This is a genomic window from Rhodovulum visakhapatnamense (assembly GCF_004365965.1).
In the GTDB taxonomy this organism is placed as follows: Bacteria; Pseudomonadota; Alphaproteobacteria; order Rhodobacterales; family Rhodobacteraceae; genus Rhodovulum; species Rhodovulum visakhapatnamense.
The window spans coordinates 81,156-97,718 of the sequence record NZ_SOEB01000010.1 but is presented as its reverse complement, the minus strand read 5'-3'; the positions used below and the strand labels follow the sequence as shown (position 1 = coordinate 97,718).

8 protein-coding genes are annotated in these 16,563 nt (G+C 71.0%); 6 read left to right on the top strand and 2 right to left on the bottom strand.

The window, feature by feature from the left end; all coding sequences use genetic code 11:
• Positions 1-36: 36 nt before the first annotated feature.
• Both recQ and yaaA read left to right on the top strand, forming a co-directional pair.
• Positions 37-2,079, top strand: coding sequence for a DNA helicase RecQ (gene recQ, locus EV657_RS10855; RefSeq protein WP_208323255.1), 2,043 nt, complete (start codon positions 37-39; stop codon positions 2,077-2,079).
• Between the two features lie 60 nt (positions 2,080-2,139).
• A complete protein-coding gene (yaaA, locus tag EV657_RS10850; protein WP_134077882.1) occupies positions 2,140-2,916 on the top strand; it encodes a peroxide stress protein YaaA in 777 nt (258 codons plus the stop codon).
• A gap of 13 nt (positions 2,917-2,929) precedes the next feature.
• Here yaaA and EV657_RS10845 read toward each other — a convergent pair whose 3' ends face one another.
• Complete coding sequence (locus tag EV657_RS10845) at positions 2,930-5,500, bottom strand: response regulator (RefSeq protein WP_134077881.1); 2,571 nt, start codon at positions 5,498-5,500, stop codon at positions 2,930-2,932.
• A gap of 137 nt (positions 5,501-5,637) precedes the next feature.
• Between EV657_RS10845 and EV657_RS10840 the strand changes: the two genes are divergently transcribed.
• Together EV657_RS10840 and pbpC are read left to right on the top strand one after the other, a co-directional pair.
• Complete coding sequence (locus EV657_RS10840) at positions 5,638-11,145, top strand: alpha-2-macroglobulin family protein (RefSeq protein ID WP_134077880.1); 5,508 nt, start codon at positions 5,638-5,640, stop codon at positions 11,143-11,145.
• Positions 11,142-13,175, top strand: a complete 2,034-nt coding sequence (gene pbpC / locus EV657_RS10835; RefSeq protein WP_134077879.1) for a penicillin-binding protein 1C — start codon at positions 11,142-11,144, stop codon at positions 13,173-13,175. The genes EV657_RS10840 and pbpC overlap by 4 nt, the downstream gene beginning before the upstream one ends.
• A gap of 97 nt (positions 13,176-13,272) precedes the next feature.
• Here the strand turns inward: pbpC and bktB are convergent, their stop codons facing one another.
• A complete protein-coding gene (bktB, locus tag EV657_RS10830; protein ID WP_134077878.1) occupies positions 13,273-14,448 on the bottom strand; it encodes a beta-ketothiolase BktB in 1,176 nt (391 codons plus the stop codon).
• A 328-nt stretch (positions 14,449-14,776) separates the two neighbouring features.
• On the opposite strand from bktB, the gene EV657_RS10825 reads away from it, so the two are divergent.
• Both EV657_RS10825 and EV657_RS10820 read left to right on the top strand, forming a co-directional pair.
• The gene (locus EV657_RS10825; RefSeq protein ID WP_134077877.1) at positions 14,777-16,327 is read left to right on the top strand and encodes an FAD-dependent monooxygenase; all 1,551 of its coding nucleotides are present in this window, start codon (positions 14,777-14,779) and stop codon (positions 16,325-16,327) included.
• The gene (locus tag EV657_RS10820; protein ID WP_113669149.1) at positions 16,324-16,512 is read left to right on the top strand and encodes a DUF2783 domain-containing protein; all 189 of its coding nucleotides are present in this window, start codon (positions 16,324-16,326) and stop codon (positions 16,510-16,512) included. The genes EV657_RS10825 and EV657_RS10820 overlap by 4 nt, the downstream gene beginning before the upstream one ends.
• Positions 16,513-16,563 lie beyond the last annotated feature (51 nt).

The window sequence follows — 16,563 nt, the reverse complement described above, 5'->3', positions numbered from 1 at the left end:
GGTACCGAGCAGTTTTCCTAAAATACCATGGAAACCATGGACCGCCCCCACGCCCTTTTGCAGTCGATCTTCGGCTTCGACGCCTTCCGTCCCGGCCAGCAGGACATCGTCGAGGCCGTGGCCTCGGGCCGCAACACGCTTGCGATCATGCCCACCGGGGGCGGCAAGTCGCTGTGCTTCCAGCTTCCGGCGCTGCTGCGCGATGGCGTGACCGTGGTGATCTCGCCGCTGATCGCGCTGATGCGCGACCAGGTGCGCGGGCTGACCGAGGCCGGGGTGCCGGCCGGTGCGCTGACCTCGGGCAATACCGACGAGGAAACCCGCGCGGTATTCGACGCGCTCGAGGCCGGGCGGCTGAAGCTTCTGTACATGGCGCCCGAACGGCTGGCCGCGGGCGGCACCGCCAACATGCTGCGCCGGATCGGCGTCGGGCTGATCGCGGTCGACGAGGCGCATTGCGTCAGCCAGTGGGGCCATGATTTCCGCCCCGACTACCTGCGGATCGGCGAGCTCAGGCGGGCGCTGAACGTGCCGCTGGCGGCCTTCACCGCCACCGCCGATGCCGAGACCCGGGCCGAGATCGTCACCCGGCTGTTCGACGGCGAGGCACCGGAAACCTTCCTGCGCGGTTTCGACCGCCCGAATATCCGGCTGGCCTTCAGCCCCAAGGACCAGCCCCGCCGCCAGATCCTGGCCTATGCCGCCGCCCGCAAGGGCCAGTCGGGCATCGTCTATTGCGCGACGCGGGCCAAGACCGAAAGCCTCGCCGCCGCGCTGGAACAGGCGGGCCACAGCGCCTGTTCCTATCACGGGGGCATGGAGGCCCAGGACCGCCGCGCGGTCGAGGCGCGGTTCCAGACCGAGGACGGGCTGATCGTGGTCGCAACCGTCGCCTTCGGGATGGGGATCGACAAGCCCGATATCCGCTGGGTCGCCCATGCCGACCTGCCCAAGTCGATCGAGGCCTACTACCAGGAAATCGGCCGCGCGGGCCGCGACGGAGCCCCGGCCGAGACGCTGACGCTGTATGGCCCCGACGACATCCGCCTGCGCCGGACCCAGATCGACGAAAGCCCGGCGCCGCCCGAACGCCGCGCCGCCGATCATGCCCGGCTGAACGCGCTGCTGGGGCTGGCCGAGGCGCTCGATTGCCGCCGCCAGACGCTTCTGGGCTATTTCGGCGAAGAGGCCGTGCCCTGCGGGCATTGCGATCTCTGCGACCACCCGCCCGAGCGGTTCGACGCCACCGAGGCCGTGCGCAAGGCGCTGTCGGCGATGCTGCGGACAGGCGAGTATTTCGGGACCGGCCATCTGATCGACATCCTGACCGGGGCCGCGACCGACAAGATCCGCGAGCGCGGCCATGACAAGCTGCCAACCTACGGCGTCGGGCGCGAATTCGACAAGCGCGGCTGGCAGGCCGTGTTTCGCCAGATGATGGGCCGCGATCTGGTCCGCCCCGACCCCGAGCGCCATGGCGCGCTGCGGATGATGGAGGCCGCGCGCCCGATCCTGAAGGGCGAGGCGACGATCGAGCTGCGCCGCGACACCATCGCCGCGGCCGCCGCCGCCCGGCCCGCCGTCAAGATGCTGGTCAGCGAGGAGGACGCGCCGCTGCTGTCGGCGCTGAAGGCCAAGCGCCGGGCGCTGGCCGAGGCCGCAGGCGTGCCCGCCTATATCATCTTCACCGACCGAACCCTGATCGAGATGGCCGAGACCCGCCCCGCCAGCCTCGACGCCATGGCGCGGATCTCGGGCGTCGGCGCCACCAAGCTGGAACGCCACGGCGCCGAGTTCCTGAAGGTCATCACCGGCGCCGAGGCCGACCTGCCCCACCCCGCCCGGCGCAAGCTGGCGGGCGGCGGCGCGGCCTCGCTTTACGACCGGCTGATGGCCGCGCAGAACAGGCTCGCCCGGGGCGAGGATGGCTGCGAAAAGCCGCTGAGCTGCACCGCCTCGCAGGTGGCCAAGCTGGCCGAGATCCGGCCCTCGGACATGGGCACGCTGACCCGGCTTCTGGGCGAACGCCGGGCCGACCGCTTCGGGGCGGCCTTCCTCGACGTGCTGGCCGAGGGCTGAGGCGCCTTTACCCCGGCCGCAGGGCTGCTATCAGTCGCCCGAACGTGCAGGAGGTTCCCGATGCTTGTGGTGATTTCGCCCGCCAAACGGCTTGACGAAAAGCCCGGTCCCGAGATGGCCGAGACGACGCGGCCCGAGTTTCAGGCCGAAGCCACCCATCTGGCCGGGGTGGCGGCGCGGCTGTCGCCCGAGGATCTGCGCGGGCTCATGCATATCAGCGACAGCTTCGCCTGCCTCAATGCCGCGCGGTTCGCGGGCTTTCAGGCCGAACCCGCCCCCGAGGCGGTGAAACCCGCCGTCCATCTTTTCGACGGCGACACCTATGCCGGGCTCGATGCCGGATCGCTTGATCCCGAAGACCTGCGCTATGCCCAAGGCCATCTGCGCATCCTGTCGGGGCTGTACGGGCTGTTGCGTCCGCTCGACGCGATCCAGCCGCACCGGCTGGAAATGGGCAGCCGGCTGGCGACCGAGAAAGGCGCCTGCCTGTACGACTTCTGGGGCGACCGGGTCGCCGAGGCGCTGAACCGCGCGGCAGAGGCGGCAGGCACGGACTTTCTGGTGAACTGCGCCAGCAAGGAGTATTTCACCGCCGCCGACCGGGCCGCACTAAGGCCCAAGGTCGTCACGCCGGTCTTTTTCGAGGAGCGCCCCTCGGGGCCGAAGATCGTCAGCTTCTACGCCAAGAAGGCACGGGGCGCGATGGCGCGGTTCATCGTCGAACGCCGCCTGACCGATCCCGAGGGCCTGAAGGACTTCGACGCGGGCGGCTACCGGTTCCGGCCCGAAGTTTCGGACGACAGCACGCTCGTGTTCCTGCGGGACGGCGACTCCTGACGGAACGCCCGGCTCACGCCCCCCCCGCCGCCGCACCCGGCAGGATCGGCAGGCGGCCGTCGGGGCGGTAGGCCTCCAGCGTCTCGACGATCTCGGCCTTGCGCAAGGGCTTGGTCAGGCAGCCGTCAAGCCCGGCCTCGAGGATTTCGAGAACATCGCCGCTGAGCGCATGGGCGGTCAGCGCAATCACCGGCACCGGCGCGACCCCGGTTCCGGCCTCGAGCGCGCGGATCCGGCGCGTGGCCTCCTTGCCGTCGCAGCCCGGCATCGAGATGTCCATCAGGATCAGGTCCGGTCGCGCCTCGGCGAAGGCGTCGACCGCCTCGTTCCCGTCCTTGGCAAAGCGGATCTCGAGCGCGAGCCCGCCCAGCATCTTTTCCAGAACCAGCCGGTTCGTGCGGTTGTCCTCGGCCGCGAGCACCCGCATCGGGAGGGCGCCGCCGGGTGCCGGGTCACCGGTCGAGGGGTCCGGCGCGGGCAGCGCGGCGGGGGCGGCCGCGGCCGGTCCGGGCGGCGCGAGCTTCGCCACCGCCTCGAAAAGCGCGCGCCGCAGCAGCGGCTTTTGCAGGATCAGGTCGATCCCGCTCGACTGCGGGTCGTCGGTCGCCCGCATTCGCATCGGGTTCGAGGACAGCATCAGGATCGGCCCGGCATAGCCTCCGTCGCGCAGCGCCCGCGCGAAGGACATGCCGTCCATCCCGGGCATGCGGTGATCGGTGATGACAAGATCGAAGCCCTGAGCGTCCTGAAGCGCGAGTTCGCCGCAGATGTGGCAGACGACCTCCAGCCCCAGCTGGGCCAGCTGGCGTTCGAGGATGGTACGGTTCACCTCCTGGTCGTCGACCACCAGCACCCGACGCGCGCCGATGGCGGGCGCGACCGGCAGGTCGTCGGCCTCTTCGCAGACCGGAAGCGTCAGGCGGATGCCGAAACAGGCCCCCTCGCCTTTTTCCGAGACCAGCCAGATCTCGCCCTCCATCATGCCCACCAGCCGCTTGGTGATGGCCAGGCCCAGCCCGGTCCCCTCGAACTTGCGGTTTTCCTGGTCGTCGACCTGGTTGAACTCGCCGAAGATATGCTCTTGCAGATCGGGAGAGATGCCGATGCCTGTATCCTCGACGGTCAGGTGGATCTGGTAGCTGCCGGGCGCATCCTCGATGCCAACGACACGCACCAGCACATGGCCTTCCTCGGTGAACTTGACCGCGTTGCCGACGAGGTTGGTGAGGATCTGCCGCACCCGCACCCCGTCGCCCACAAAGCGCGTGGGCAGGAAGATGTCGTAGTCGATCAGCATGTCCAGCCGCTTGTCGCGCGCAGGCGCCTGCAGCAGCATCACCACCTCGTGGATGGTCCGTTCCAGATCGAAGGGTTCGGGATGCAGGGTCAGCTTGTCGGCCTCGATCTTGGAATAATCGAGCACGTCGTTCAAAAGCCCCAGAAGCGCCTCGCCCGACTCGCGGATGGTATGGGCGTAAAGCCGCTGTTCTTCGGACATGTCGGTTTCGCACAACAGTTCGGCCATGCCGACCACCCCGTTCATCGGGGTCCGCAACTCGTGGCTCATGTTGGCGAGGAAGGCCGACTTGGCGCGGTTCGCGGCCTCGGCGGCGACGCGGGCGTGATCCAGCGCCTCTTGCTGGCGCTTCTGTTCGGTGATGTCGACCCGAAGCCCGACGATCCCGCCATCGGGGGTGCGCTGTTCGAGAATGCGCAGCCAGCGCCCGTCGGCCAGCCGCTGTTCGACCGGGGCTCCGGGCTTCTGGTGGTTGGTCATCCGTTCGGTCAGCCACTCTTCCTCGCGGCCCAGGGCCTCGGGGTACTGGCCATGCGCCAGCCCGTGACGCAGCACATCCTCGAATTTGGCCCCCGGGACCATGGCCTTGGCGCTTTCGGCATAGAACTCGCGGTAGCGGTCGTTGCACATCACCAGCCGGTCTTCGTAGTCGTACAGCACGAAGGCGTCGGGGATCGCCTCGACCGAGGCCCACATCCGCATCATGTCGGTGATGTTGATCGCCAGACAGACCATATCGCCCGAAGGCGTGCGGCGGTCGATCAGTTTCATGTATTCGCCGGTCCAGAGCCGGACGACCCGTGAGGGCACCGGATCGAGATGCCAGCGCGACAGCAGATCCTCGGCGAATGCCTGCGGACGTTCGTCGCCGATGTCGAACAGGCCCTCCTCGACCGCAAGACGGATGATCTCGTCATAACGGGCACCGGGCGCAACCGCCTCGAGCCCCTCGAACAGCTCGAAGAAGGCATTGTTGGCGATCACCAGCCGGTCGTCGGCATCGAACAGCGAAAAGCCGTCCTTGACGGTTTCGAGCGAATCCCAGAGCCGCTGCTTGGCCACGGTGAAGGCCTTCGAGACCTCGGCCAGTTCGTTCATGACCTTGTTGTTGCGGCCGCGCAGTTCCTCGGCGGTCTGGCGGGTCTGGACGATCTCTTCCGACAGGGCACGCGCATGCAGCGCCAGGCGGCGGTTCGCTTCGAACAGCTCGCGGCTTTTCTGTTCCAGCAGGCGTTCTGCTGCCAGACGGGCGCGCCGTTCCTTGGCCAGCTTGTCATGCAGATCCATTCCGGACCCCTGGGACTCGTTTCTCCGGTATTGGGCGCTTCACGGTGAACAGCCGATTAACGCGGCCGGGAATCCTTGCCAAATACGCGCGTGACGTGTCAGCATCCCGGCAATTTCAGCCTGACGAGGAGGCCTCGATGGCCCGTTCAGCCGCCCTTCTGGCCCTTGCCCTCAGCGCTCTTGCGATCCTGACGACCGGCGCGGCCACCCAGTCCTCGGCCCAGTCCTCGGCCCAGTCCTCGGCCCAGTCCGAGGGCGGCCCGCTGCCCGAGCGGCGCGCGGTGCTGTGGCGCGACATGGACTTTCCCGGCGGCGATCTTCGGACCCTTCTCGACACCAGCCTGCCGGGCTGCCTGCGCGCCTGCCTGAGCGATGCGCGCTGCACAGCCTTCACCTTCAACGCCCGCGCCGGCGCCTGTTTCCCCAAGTCCCGGGCCGACGCGCCCACGCCCTATTCCGGGGCCGTCTCGGCCCGGATCGCTGCGACCGACCCGGCGGTTCTCGCCGCAGCCCCGGCCCGCGCGGCCGAGCTTGGGTTCCTGCGCGACAGCGATCTGGCCGAGGCCCGCGAGCAGGCCGAGAAGCTGCCGCAGGACCATCCGGTCGACGGCGCCACCCTGGAGGAACTGCGCCGCGCGGCCGCCTCTGCGCGCGCCGCGAACCGCCCGGCCGAAGCCCGCCGCCAGCTGGGCGCCGCGGTCGCGCTGGGCGACGATGCCGCCGCCTGGACGGATTACGCCGCCGCCTCGGCCGCGCTGTCGCCCGAGGACAGCGGCGCCCGGCGCCGCGCCCGCGGCGACGCCCTTTCGGCGGCGGTCAACGCCTATCTGCGCGGTGGCGCCCCGGCGCTCCGCGCCCGCGCACTGGAGGTGATGGCGACGGCGCTCGAGGATCTCGGCCGTGGCCGCGACATGATCCCGGCGCTGCGACTGGCACAGACGCTCGCGCCCCGGGACGAGCTGTCCGCGCGCCTTGACGAGGCCATCGGCAAATACGGCTTCCGGATCACCGATACCGTGGTCGAAAGCGATGCCGCCCGGCCCCGGATCTGCGCCGAATTCTCAGAGGATCTGGTCAAGGCCCGGATCGACTACGCCCCCTTCGTGCAATTGCCCGACCCGGGCCTGGCCGTCACCGCCGAGGACCGGCGGCTGTGCGTCGAGGGGCTGAGCCATGGCGAACGCTACCGGCTGACCTTCCGCGCCGGTCTGCCCGCCGCAAGCGGCGAGACGCTGGCAAAGCCCGTGACGCTGACCCAGTATGTGCGCGACCGCAGCCCCTCGGTCCGGTTCCCAGGCCGCGCCTATGTCCTGCCGAAGACGGGCGGCACCGCGCTGCCCGTCGTCACCGTCAATTCGGACCGGCTTGGCCTGACGCTTTACCGGATGTCCGACCGGAACCTGCTGCGGTCGGTGCAGAGCGGCTATTTCGGCGAGGCGCTGTCGCCCTGGGAGGAGGAGACGGTCTCGACCGATCTGGCCGAAAAGGTCTGGTCGGGCCTGGCCGAGGTCGGGCGCGATCTCAACCGCGACGTGACCACCCGGCTGCCGCTCGATGAGGCTCTGGCGGGCCAGCCCGCCGGGATCTATGCGCTGACTGCCGCGATCCCGGGCGAGGACCCATATGACGTGCCCGCCGCGACCCAGTGGTTCGTGCTGTCCGACCTGGGGCTTGCCAGCATGAGCGGCACCGACGGGCTGCATGTCTTCGTGCGCGCGCTTGGCAGTGCCGAACCGAAGTCCGGGATCAAGGTCTCGCTGCTGTCCCGCGCGAACGAGGTTCTGGGCACCGCCATGACCGACGCGCAGGGCTATGCGCGGTTCGAACCGGGGCTCACGCGCGGACGCGCGGGCGCCGCGCCTGCCATGCTGACCGCCGAGGATGGGGCCGCCGAGGATGGGGCCGCCGACATCGCCTTCCTGTCGCTGACCGATCCCGAATTCGATCTGTCGGACCGGGGCGTCGAGGGCCGCGAGCCCACCCCGCCCATCGACGTCTTCCTGACCACCGATCGCGGCGCCTACCGCACCGGCGAGACCGTGCATGCAACCGCGCTGGCGCGCGACGACCGGGCCGAGGCCATCGCCGATCTGCCGCTGACCGCGATCCTGACGCGCCCCGACGGGCTGGAACATGCCCGCCAGCTGTCGCCGGGCGGCATCGCGGGCGGCCATGTCTTCGATCTGGACATCGCCGGGACCGCACCGCGCGGCACCTGGACGCTCGACCTTTACGCCGATCCCGAGGCGCCCGCGCTGGCCTCGTCCAAGATCCTGGTCGAGGATTTCCTGCCCGAACGCATCGATTTCGACCTCGGCCTGCCCGAGGCGCCCATCGACCCCGCCGCCCCGCCGCTGCTGTCGGTCGAGGCGCGCTATCTCTTTGGCGCGCCGGGGGCCGATCTGCCGATCGAGGGCGAGGTACGCCTGGCCGCCGTCTCGGGTCTGCCCGCCTATCCGGGCTTCGTCTTCGGCCGCTACGACGCCTCGGTCGCACCCGCGATGGCCGCAATCGAGGGCGCGGGCCGCACCGATGCGGCCGGTCAGGCCCGGATCGGGCTGTCGCTGCCCCCCCTCAGGACCGAGGGCCAGCCGGTCGAGGCCCGGATCACCCTGCGCCTGTCCGAAGGCTCGGGGCGCCCGGTCGAACGCAGCCTCACCCGCCCCGTCGTGCCGTCCGGCCCGATGGTCGGGATCAGGCCGCGCTTTGACGGCGACCTGCCCGAAGGCGCCGAGGCCGGGTTCGACCTGATCGTGCTGGGGGCTGACGGCCAGCCCGGGGACTCGGTGCTGCACTGGGTGCTGAACAGGGTCGAGACCCGCTATCAGTGGTACCGGGTCGATGGCGACTGGGCCTGGGAACCGATCACCACGCGCGAGCGCATCGCCGACGGCGAGGCCCGGCTCGAGAACGGCCGCGCCTCGGTCGAGGTGCCGGTGCGCTGGGGCCGCTACGAACTGGTGGCAGAACGCCGCGACGGCGCCTGGGCCGAGGCCGCGGTCGCCTTCGAGGCCGGCTGGTACGCGCCCGCCGATGCCAGCACCACGCCCGACATGCTGGAGCTGTCTCTGGACAAGCCCGCCTATCGCCCCGGCGAGACCGCGACGCTGAGGATCGTGCCGCGCGAGGCAGGCAAGGGGCTGGTCACCGTGATGTCGAACCGGCTGATCGACATGGTGCCGGTCGATCTGACCGAGGGCGAGAACGTCGTCCGCCTGCCGGTGACCGATGACTGGGGCGCGGGCGCCTATGTCGCCGCGACCCTGATCCGGCCGATGGACCTGCCTGCGGGCCATAACCCGGCCCGGGCGCTGGGGCTGGCTCATGCCGCCGTCGACCCCGGCCCGCATCGCCTCGCGGCCGACTTCGAGGTCCCGGCCGAGGCCGAGCCGCGCCAGCCGCTCGACATCGCGCTGAAGGTCGACGGCATCGCCCCGGGCGAAACCGCCTATGCCACCATCGCGGCCGTCGATCTGGGCATCCTGAACGTCACGGCCTTTGCCAGCCCCGACCCGGACAGCCATTATTTCGGGCAGAGAAAGCTGGGGATGGGGCTGCGCGACGTCTATGGGCGGCTCATCGACGGGCTGAACGGCGCCATGGGCACGGTGCGCTCGGGCGGCGACGGCACGGCCGGGATGCGCCGTCAGGCGCCGCCGCCGACCGAGGAACTGGTCGCGCTGTTCTCGGGGCCGGTGACGGTTGGCGCGGACGGCGTTGCCCGTGCCCGGCTCGACATCCCCGCCTTCAACGGCACGCTGCGGCTGATGGCGGTCGCCTGGTCGCCGACCGGGATCGGCCAGGCCGAGGCCGATATCCTGATCCGCGATCCGGTGGTGGTGACCGCCAGCCTGCCGCGATTCCTTGCGCCCGGCGATGAAAGCCGCCTGCTGCTGGAGCTGGTCCATGCCGAAGGCCCGGCCGGGCGGATGCCGCTGAGCGTCACAGCCGAGGGCGTCACCCTCGATCCGGCCGCGATCCCCGAGGCGGTCGAGCTGGCCGAGGGCGGCAAGACCGCGCTGTCGATCCCGATCACGGCGGGCATGCCGGGGGTTCACCATGTCGAGGTCGCCCTGACCACGCCCGATGGCAAGGTGCTGAGCCGGACCCTGACGCTGCCGGTCGAGGTCACCGACCCAGAAGTCGTGCGGACCTCGCGCTTTACCCTCGCCGACGGGCAGAGCTTCACCGCCGATGACGCGTTGTTCGCCGACATGCTGCCCGGGACCGGGCGCGCGACGCTGGCGCTTGGTCCGATCGCGCGGCTCGATGCGGCGGGGCTGCTGGCCGGCCTCGACCGCTATCCCTATGGCTGCACCGAACAGGTGACGTCGAAGGCGCTGCCGCTGCTCTATCTCGACCAGGTGGCCGAGGCGCTGGGGCTTGGCACCCGCGAGCGGCTGGCCGAACGGCTGGATCAGGCGGTGACCGAGGTGCTGGCCAACCAGTCGCCCTCGGGCGGGTTCGGGCTCTGGGCTCCGGGTGCGGGCGATTTCTGGCTCGACGCCTATGTCACCGATTTCCTGTCGCGCGCCCGCGCGCAAGGGGTGACGGTGCCCGACCGGGCTTTCGGAATGGCGCTCGACAACCTACAGAACCGGGTCAATTACGCACCCGATTTCGACGATGGCGGCGAGGATATCGCCTATGCGCTGATGGTGCTGGCGCGCGAGGGCAAGGCCGCGATGGCCGACCTGCGCTATTATGCCGACACCAGGGCCGGGGCCTTCGCGACACCGCTGGCTGCCGGGCAGCTTGGCGCGGCGCTGGCCGCCTATGGCGACCCGACGCGGGCCGATCTGATGTTCGCCCGCGCCGCCCGGATGATGGCCGGGCGGATGGGCCGGGCCGAGCCCCCGGTCTGGCGCATCGACTACGGCACCGACCTGCGCGACGCGGCGGGGCTTCTGACGCTGGCCCTCGCCGCCGGCAGCACCGCTGTCGACCGCGACGCGCTGACCCGCTATCTGGCGGAGACCGACCGGCCGCTCTCGACCCAGGAGGCAAGCTGGATGCTGCTGGCCACCCATGAGCTGATCGACCGTCCCGGCGCCGAGGGCTTCACGCTGAACGGCGCGCCCCTGACCGGACCGCTGGTGCGGCTTCTGGCCCCCGGCGAGGGTCCGGCGGTGCTGGGCAATGACAGTGGCCGCGCCGAGACCCTGACCGTCACCAGCTTCGGCGTGCCCGAGGTGCCGGACCCCGCGGGCGGCAACGGCTATGCCATCTCGCGGCAGCACTACACGCTGGAGGGCGATGCGGTCACGCTTGACGCCGTGCCGCAGGGCACCCGGATCGTGACGGTGCTGGAGGTGACGCCGTTCTCGGCCGATCAGGCCCGGCTGATGGTCTCGGACCCGATCCCGGCGGGCTTCGAGATCGACAACCCGAACCTGCTGCGGGCGGGCGACATCCGGGCGCTGGACTGGCTTGGCACCACCGCCGGTGTCCAGCACAGCGAGGCAAGACAGGACCGGTTTCTTGCCGCCATCGACTGGGGGTCGGCCGATCCGTTCCGGCTGGCCTATATCCTGCGCGCCACCGCGCCCGGGACCTATCGCGCCCCTGCGGCCAGCGTCGAGGACATGTATCGTCCCGACCGCCGCGCCTGGACCGATGCGGGTCGCGCCAGCGTCACGCCATGAGGGCGCTTCTGCCCGCGCTGGCGGCGGTGCTGTTCCTCGGCGCCGCCGCACGCGATGCGGTCGACGCCTGGATCGACGCGACCGTGCTGCCGCCGCTGGCCACTGAGACTTCGGTCGAGGTGCTGGACCGGCACGGCACGCTGCTGCGCGCCTATACCGTCGAGGACGGACGCTGGCGGCTGGCGGCCAGTCCCGACCGGGTCGATCCGCTTTATCTGAAGATGCTCGTCACCTATGAGGACCGCCGGTTCCGGTCCCATCCCGGCATCGACGCGCGCGCGCTTTTGCGGGCGGCGGGCCAGGCGCTGGCGCAGGGCCGGATCGTCTCGGGCGGCTCGACGCTGTCGATGCAGACCGCGCGGTTGCTGGAAGACAGCGGCACCGGGCGCTGGGCGGGCAAGCTCCGGCAGATGCGGGTGGCGCTGGCGCTGGAACGGCGGATCGGCAAGGACGGCATCCTCGCGCTTTATCTGGCCCGCGCCCCCTTCGGCGGCAATCTCGAAGGCATCGCGGCGGGCAGCCTCGCCTGGTTCGGCAAACCGCCCGCGCGCCTGAGCCCGGCCGAGGCGGCGCTGCTGGTGGCGCTGCCGCAATCGCCCGAAACCCGCCGCCCCGACCGCGCGGCCAACGCCGCCCGGGCCGCCCGCGACCGGGTGCTGACGCGGATGGCAGAGGCGGGCGTTCTGGACGCCGAAACCGCCGCCCGCGCCGCCCGAAGCCCGGTGCCCACGACCCGCCGCGCCTTTCCCGAGCTTGCGCCCCATCTGGCCGACCGCGCCCGCGCCGCCGAGCCGGGGACGCGCCTCCATCGCCTGACCCTCGATGCGGGCCTGCAGGCGCGGCTGGAAACGCTTGTCCGGGGCACCGTCCGCCCGATGGGCGACCGGCTCTCGGCCGCGCTGATCGTGGCCGACCACCGGACCGGCGAGATCCTGGCCGAGATCGGCAGCCCCGATTACACCGACACCGCCCGCGACGGCTTCGTCGACATGGCGGTGGCGACACGCTCGCCCGGCTCGACGCTCAAGCCGCTGATCTACGGCCTCGCCTTCGCCGAGGGGCTCGCCCATCCCGAAACCCTGATCGAGGATCGCCCGACCGCCTTCGGCCCCTACCGCCCGTCGAATTTCGACGGCCGCTACCGCGGCACCCTGCCGGTCCGTGCCGCCCTTCAGGCCTCGCTCAACATCCCCGCCGTGGCGCTGACCGAGGCACTCGGCCCGGCCCGGCTGCTGGCCCGGCTGAAACGCGCGGGCGCCGCGCCGCGCCTGCCCGACGGCCCGCCCGGACTTGCCATCGCGCTGGGCGGGCTCGGCCTGACGCTCGAAGACCTGGCCCGGCTCTATGCCGCCCTGGCCGAGGGCGGCCGCCCGGTGCCGCTTTACTGGCGCATCGGCGCTGCGCCCGCCGCCGACGGCCCGCCGGTGCTGACCCCCGAGGCCGCCTGGCAGGTCGCCGACATCCTGCGCGGCGTACCCGCGCCCGCCAGCGCACCGCAAGGCCGGATCGCCTTCAAGACCGGCACCTCCTACGGCCATCGCGATGCCTGGGCGGTGGGCTTCGACGGGCGCCATGTGGTGGCGATCTGGATCGGCCGCCCCGACGGGACCCCGGTGCCGGGCGCCTTCGGCGCCGACCGCGCGGCGCCGCTGCTGTTCGACGCCTTCGCCCGGCTCGGCCCGCCCGAGGCGCTGCCCCCGCCCCCGCCCGGCACGCTGATCGCGGCCAACAGCGCCCTGCCCGCACCGCTCCGCCGCTTCTTCCGGCCGGGCGAGAGCCCCGGCACCGACCCGCTGCGCCTGGCCTTCCCGCCCGACGGCGCCGATCTGGCGCTCGACGGCGCGCCCCTGGCGGTCAAGATCGAGGGCGGCACGCCGCCCTTCACCCTGCTGGCCGATGGCCGCCCCCTCGCCACCGGCCTGCGCCACCGGACCGCCGCCCTGCCCGCGCCGGGGCCGGGCTTTGTGACGCTCTCGGCCATCGACGCCGCCGGGCACGCCGCCCGCGCCCGCCTGCACCTGACCGACTGACAGCCCCTGTTTTCTTCTTGGCAAAAATACCCGAACCGGGGCGTCCGGCAGGGGCGCGCCGCAGTGAAGGAATGGCCCCGAAGGGGCCTCCGCCGGATCAGATCCGCTCCAGCGCCAGCGCAATCCCCTGACCGCCGCCGATGCACATGGTCACCAGCGCACGGCGGCCTCCGGTCCGTTCCAGCTCGTAGATCGCCTTCACCGTCAGGATCGCGCCGGTCGCCCCGACCGGATGGCCCAGCGCGATGGCCCCGCCATTGGGGTTCACCCTGGCCGGGTCGAGCCCCAGCATCCGGCTGACCGCCAGCGCCTGCGCGGCGAAAGCCTCGTTGCTTTCGATCACGTCGAACGCGTCCGGCGCCAGCCCGGTCCGCGCACACAGCGCCTCGACCGCGGGCACCGGCCCGATCCCCATCACCTCGGGCGCCACGCCCGCATGGGCATAGCCGACGATCCGGGCCAGCGGCACCAGATCGGCCGCCTCGGCGGCCGCCTCGCGTGCCAGCACCAGCGCCGCGGCGCCGTCATTGATGCCGCTCGCATTGCCCGCCGTCACGCTGCCGTCCTTGCGGAAGGCGGGCCTAAGCGCCGCCAGCGCCTCGGGGCTCGTGGCCTTGGGATGCTCATCGACCTTGAAGGCCGCGGTCTCGCGCCGCCTCTGCACGTCGACCGGCACGATCTGGGCGTCGAACCGGCCCTCGGCAATGGCCCAGGCCGCGCGCTCCTGGCTCTGCATCGCGAAGGCGTCCTGATCGGCCCGCGACACGCCATGGGCCTCGGCCACGTTCTCGGCGGTCACCCCCATGTGGCCGGTCCCGAACGGGCAGGTCAGCGCCCCCAGCATCATGTCCGCGGCGGGCGTGTCACCCATCTTCCGGCCCCAGCGCGCATCCGGCAGGATATGGGGGGCGCGGCTCATGCTTTCGGCCCCGCCCGCCAGCCCGAAATCGGCCTCGTTCAGCATCAGCGCCTGCACCACCGACACGATGGCCTGCGCCCCCGACCCGCACAGCCGGTTGACGTTCATCGCAGGCACCGTGTCGGGCACGCCTGCCTCCATCGCCGCGACCCGGCTGAGATACATGTCGCGCGGCTCGGTATTGATGACATGCCCGAAGGCCACATGCCCGACCCGGTCGGCCGGAAGCTTCGCCCGCGCCAGCGCGGCTTTGGCCACCGTCGCCCCCAGCGCAATCGGCGGCACGCCCGCAAGGCTGCCCCCGAAGGTGCCGATCGCGGTCCGCGCGGCCCCCAGGATCACAATTCCGGTCATTCTCGGCCTCCTCCCCTCATCGGCCGGTGCGGCGGGCTCTCTGCCCCGCGGCGCACCGGCCCCGCAGCCAGCCTGACCGCAGCGGGGCTGTAAATCTAGTGTGAAAAAACCGGTTGCAGTGACCAGTCGAGTAGCAGAGGTTAACGCCCGAACAGCGGATAAGAACAAGAACCGGTGTGGGAGACTGCGATGAGGAGAGGGGCCGTCCGCGGCGACCTGAGGGTCGCGCCGGAAGCGTCGCGTTCTTTCGCCTCCCGATCCGGAAAATCCGCCGACGCGTCGGCATCCCGGGCCTGTCCCTGCCCGGGCCGCCGGTGGAGGATGCGTGATGCCCTATGACTACAAGCCGCTTCCCTATTCCGCGCCGCCCGGGCTGAGCGGGCCCGAACCGCGTCACCGCGTCGTGGTGGTCGGCGCGGGGCCGGTCGGGCTGGCGATGGCGCTGGATCTTGCGCGGCTCGGCATCGCCTCGGTGGTGCTCGAGGACAAATCCTCGGTCACGATCGGCTCGCGCGCCATCGTCTGGTCCGAGCGCAGCCTGCAGCTTTTCGCGCGGCTCGGCATCGTCGATCAGGTGATGGCCCGCGCCGTGCCCTGGAGCATCGCTCGAATTAGCCATGGCGACGAAGAGATCTTCAGCTTCGACATGGCCGGGACGGCGGCTGGCCGCTTCCCGCCCTTCGCCAATCTGCAGCAATACCATATCGAGGACATCCTGATCGCGCGCGCGCTGGCCGAGCCGCTGATCGACCTGCGCTTCCGCAACCGGCTGACCGGCGTCGACCCGGACGGGACCGGTGTCGAGCTTTCGGTCAAGACGCCCGACGGCCCCTACAGGCTTTCGGCCGATTATCTGCTGGCCTGCGACGGCGCCCGGTCGCTGACGCGCGCGCTGATGGATCTGGATTTCGAGGGAGAATTCTACGAGGAGCGCTTTCTCGTCGCCGATATCGAGATGGAGGCCGATTTCCCAGCCGAGCGCTGGTTCTGGTTCGACCCCTCGTTCCATTCCGGCCAGTCGGCGATGCTGATGCCCCAGGCCGACAATGTCTATCGTATCGACCTGCAACTGGGGCGCCTGGCCAATGCCGGGGAAGAGGCGCGGCCGGACCGGGTGATCCCGCGCATTCAGGCGGTGGTGGGGCCCGATTTCGATCTGGAATGGGTGTCGATCTACACCTTCCAAAGCCGTCGGCTGGCCGAGTTCGTCCATGGCCGGGTGATCTTTCTGGGCGATGCCGCGCATCTGGTGCCGCCCTTCTCGGCCCGGGGCGCCAATGGCGGGCTGCGGGATGTCGAGAACCTGGGCTGGAAGCTGGCCGCCGTGCTGGAAGGCCGGGCCGACGAGCGGCTGCTGGACAGCTACAACCGCGAGCGGGTCCAGGCCGCCGACGAGAACCTGCGCGATTCCGCCCGGGCCGCAAGCTTCATCTCGCCCGCCCCGGGGGTCGAGCGGCTGTTTCGCGATCAGGTGCTGGCGCTGGCCCGCGAAACCGCCTTTGCCCGAGAATGGGTCAATGCCGGACGTCTGGCCGTGCCCTGCATCTATGCGACCGGCGCGCCCGACGACCTGCTCTTGCCCGACGAGGCCCGGCCCGGCGCCGCAGCGCCCGAGGCGCGGATCGGCAATGGCTGGCTGCTGGACCAGATCGGCCCCGGGCCGACGCTGCTGGCGATCAACTGCGCGGCCCCCGACGGGCTGCAGATTCCGACGCTGTCGGTGCGGGCCGATCCCACGCTTCGGACCCGCTATCTGGGCGATGCCGAGCGGGCGCTGTATCTGATCCGGCCCGATCTGGTGGTGGCCGCGCGCTGGGTGACGGCCGAGTCCCGGGCGGTTTCGGCCGCCATCCGGGCGATGTGGGAGGGACGGGAATGAAACTGATCACCGCCCCGAACCTGCCCGACCATGACGGCTTCTTGGCCGAGCTTCTGGCCGCCCATCGCGGCCTGTCCGACGCCGAAAGCCAGGCGCTGAACGCGCGGCTGATCCTGATTCTCGCCAATCATGTCGGCGACCGCGAAACCCTGACCGAGGCGCTGGACCTCGCCCGGGGCCGCTGAGGGCCGAGCCACGGTTCCCGACAGAGGAAGGGCCCCGCCCGGTTTCCCGGA

Excerpts from the sequence above, each read along its gene's own strand:
- recQ (WP_208323255.1), top strand. The coding sequence starts at position 37 with ATGGACCGCCCCCACGCCCTTTTGCAGTCGATCTTCGGCTTCGACGCC.
- yaaA (WP_134077882.1), top strand. The coding sequence starts at position 2,140 with ATGCTTGTGGTGATTTCGCCCGCCAAACGGCTTGACGAAAAGCCCGGT.
- EV657_RS10845 (WP_134077881.1), bottom strand. The coding sequence starts at position 5,500 with ATGGATCTGCATGACAAGCTGGCCAAGGAACGGCGCGCCCGTCTGGCA.
- EV657_RS10840 (WP_134077880.1), top strand. The coding sequence starts at position 5,638 with ATGGCCCGTTCAGCCGCCCTTCTGGCCCTTGCCCTCAGCGCTCTTGCG.
- pbpC (WP_134077879.1), top strand. The coding sequence starts at position 11,142 with ATGAGGGCGCTTCTGCCCGCGCTGGCGGCGGTGCTGTTCCTCGGCGCC.
- bktB (WP_134077878.1), bottom strand. The coding sequence starts at position 14,448 with ATGACCGGAATTGTGATCCTGGGGGCCGCGCGGACCGCGATCGGCACC.
- EV657_RS10825 (WP_134077877.1), top strand. The coding sequence starts at position 14,777 with ATGCCCTATGACTACAAGCCGCTTCCCTATTCCGCGCCGCCCGGGCTG.
- EV657_RS10820 (WP_113669149.1), top strand. The coding sequence starts at position 16,324 with ATGAAACTGATCACCGCCCCGAACCTGCCCGACCATGACGGCTTCTTG.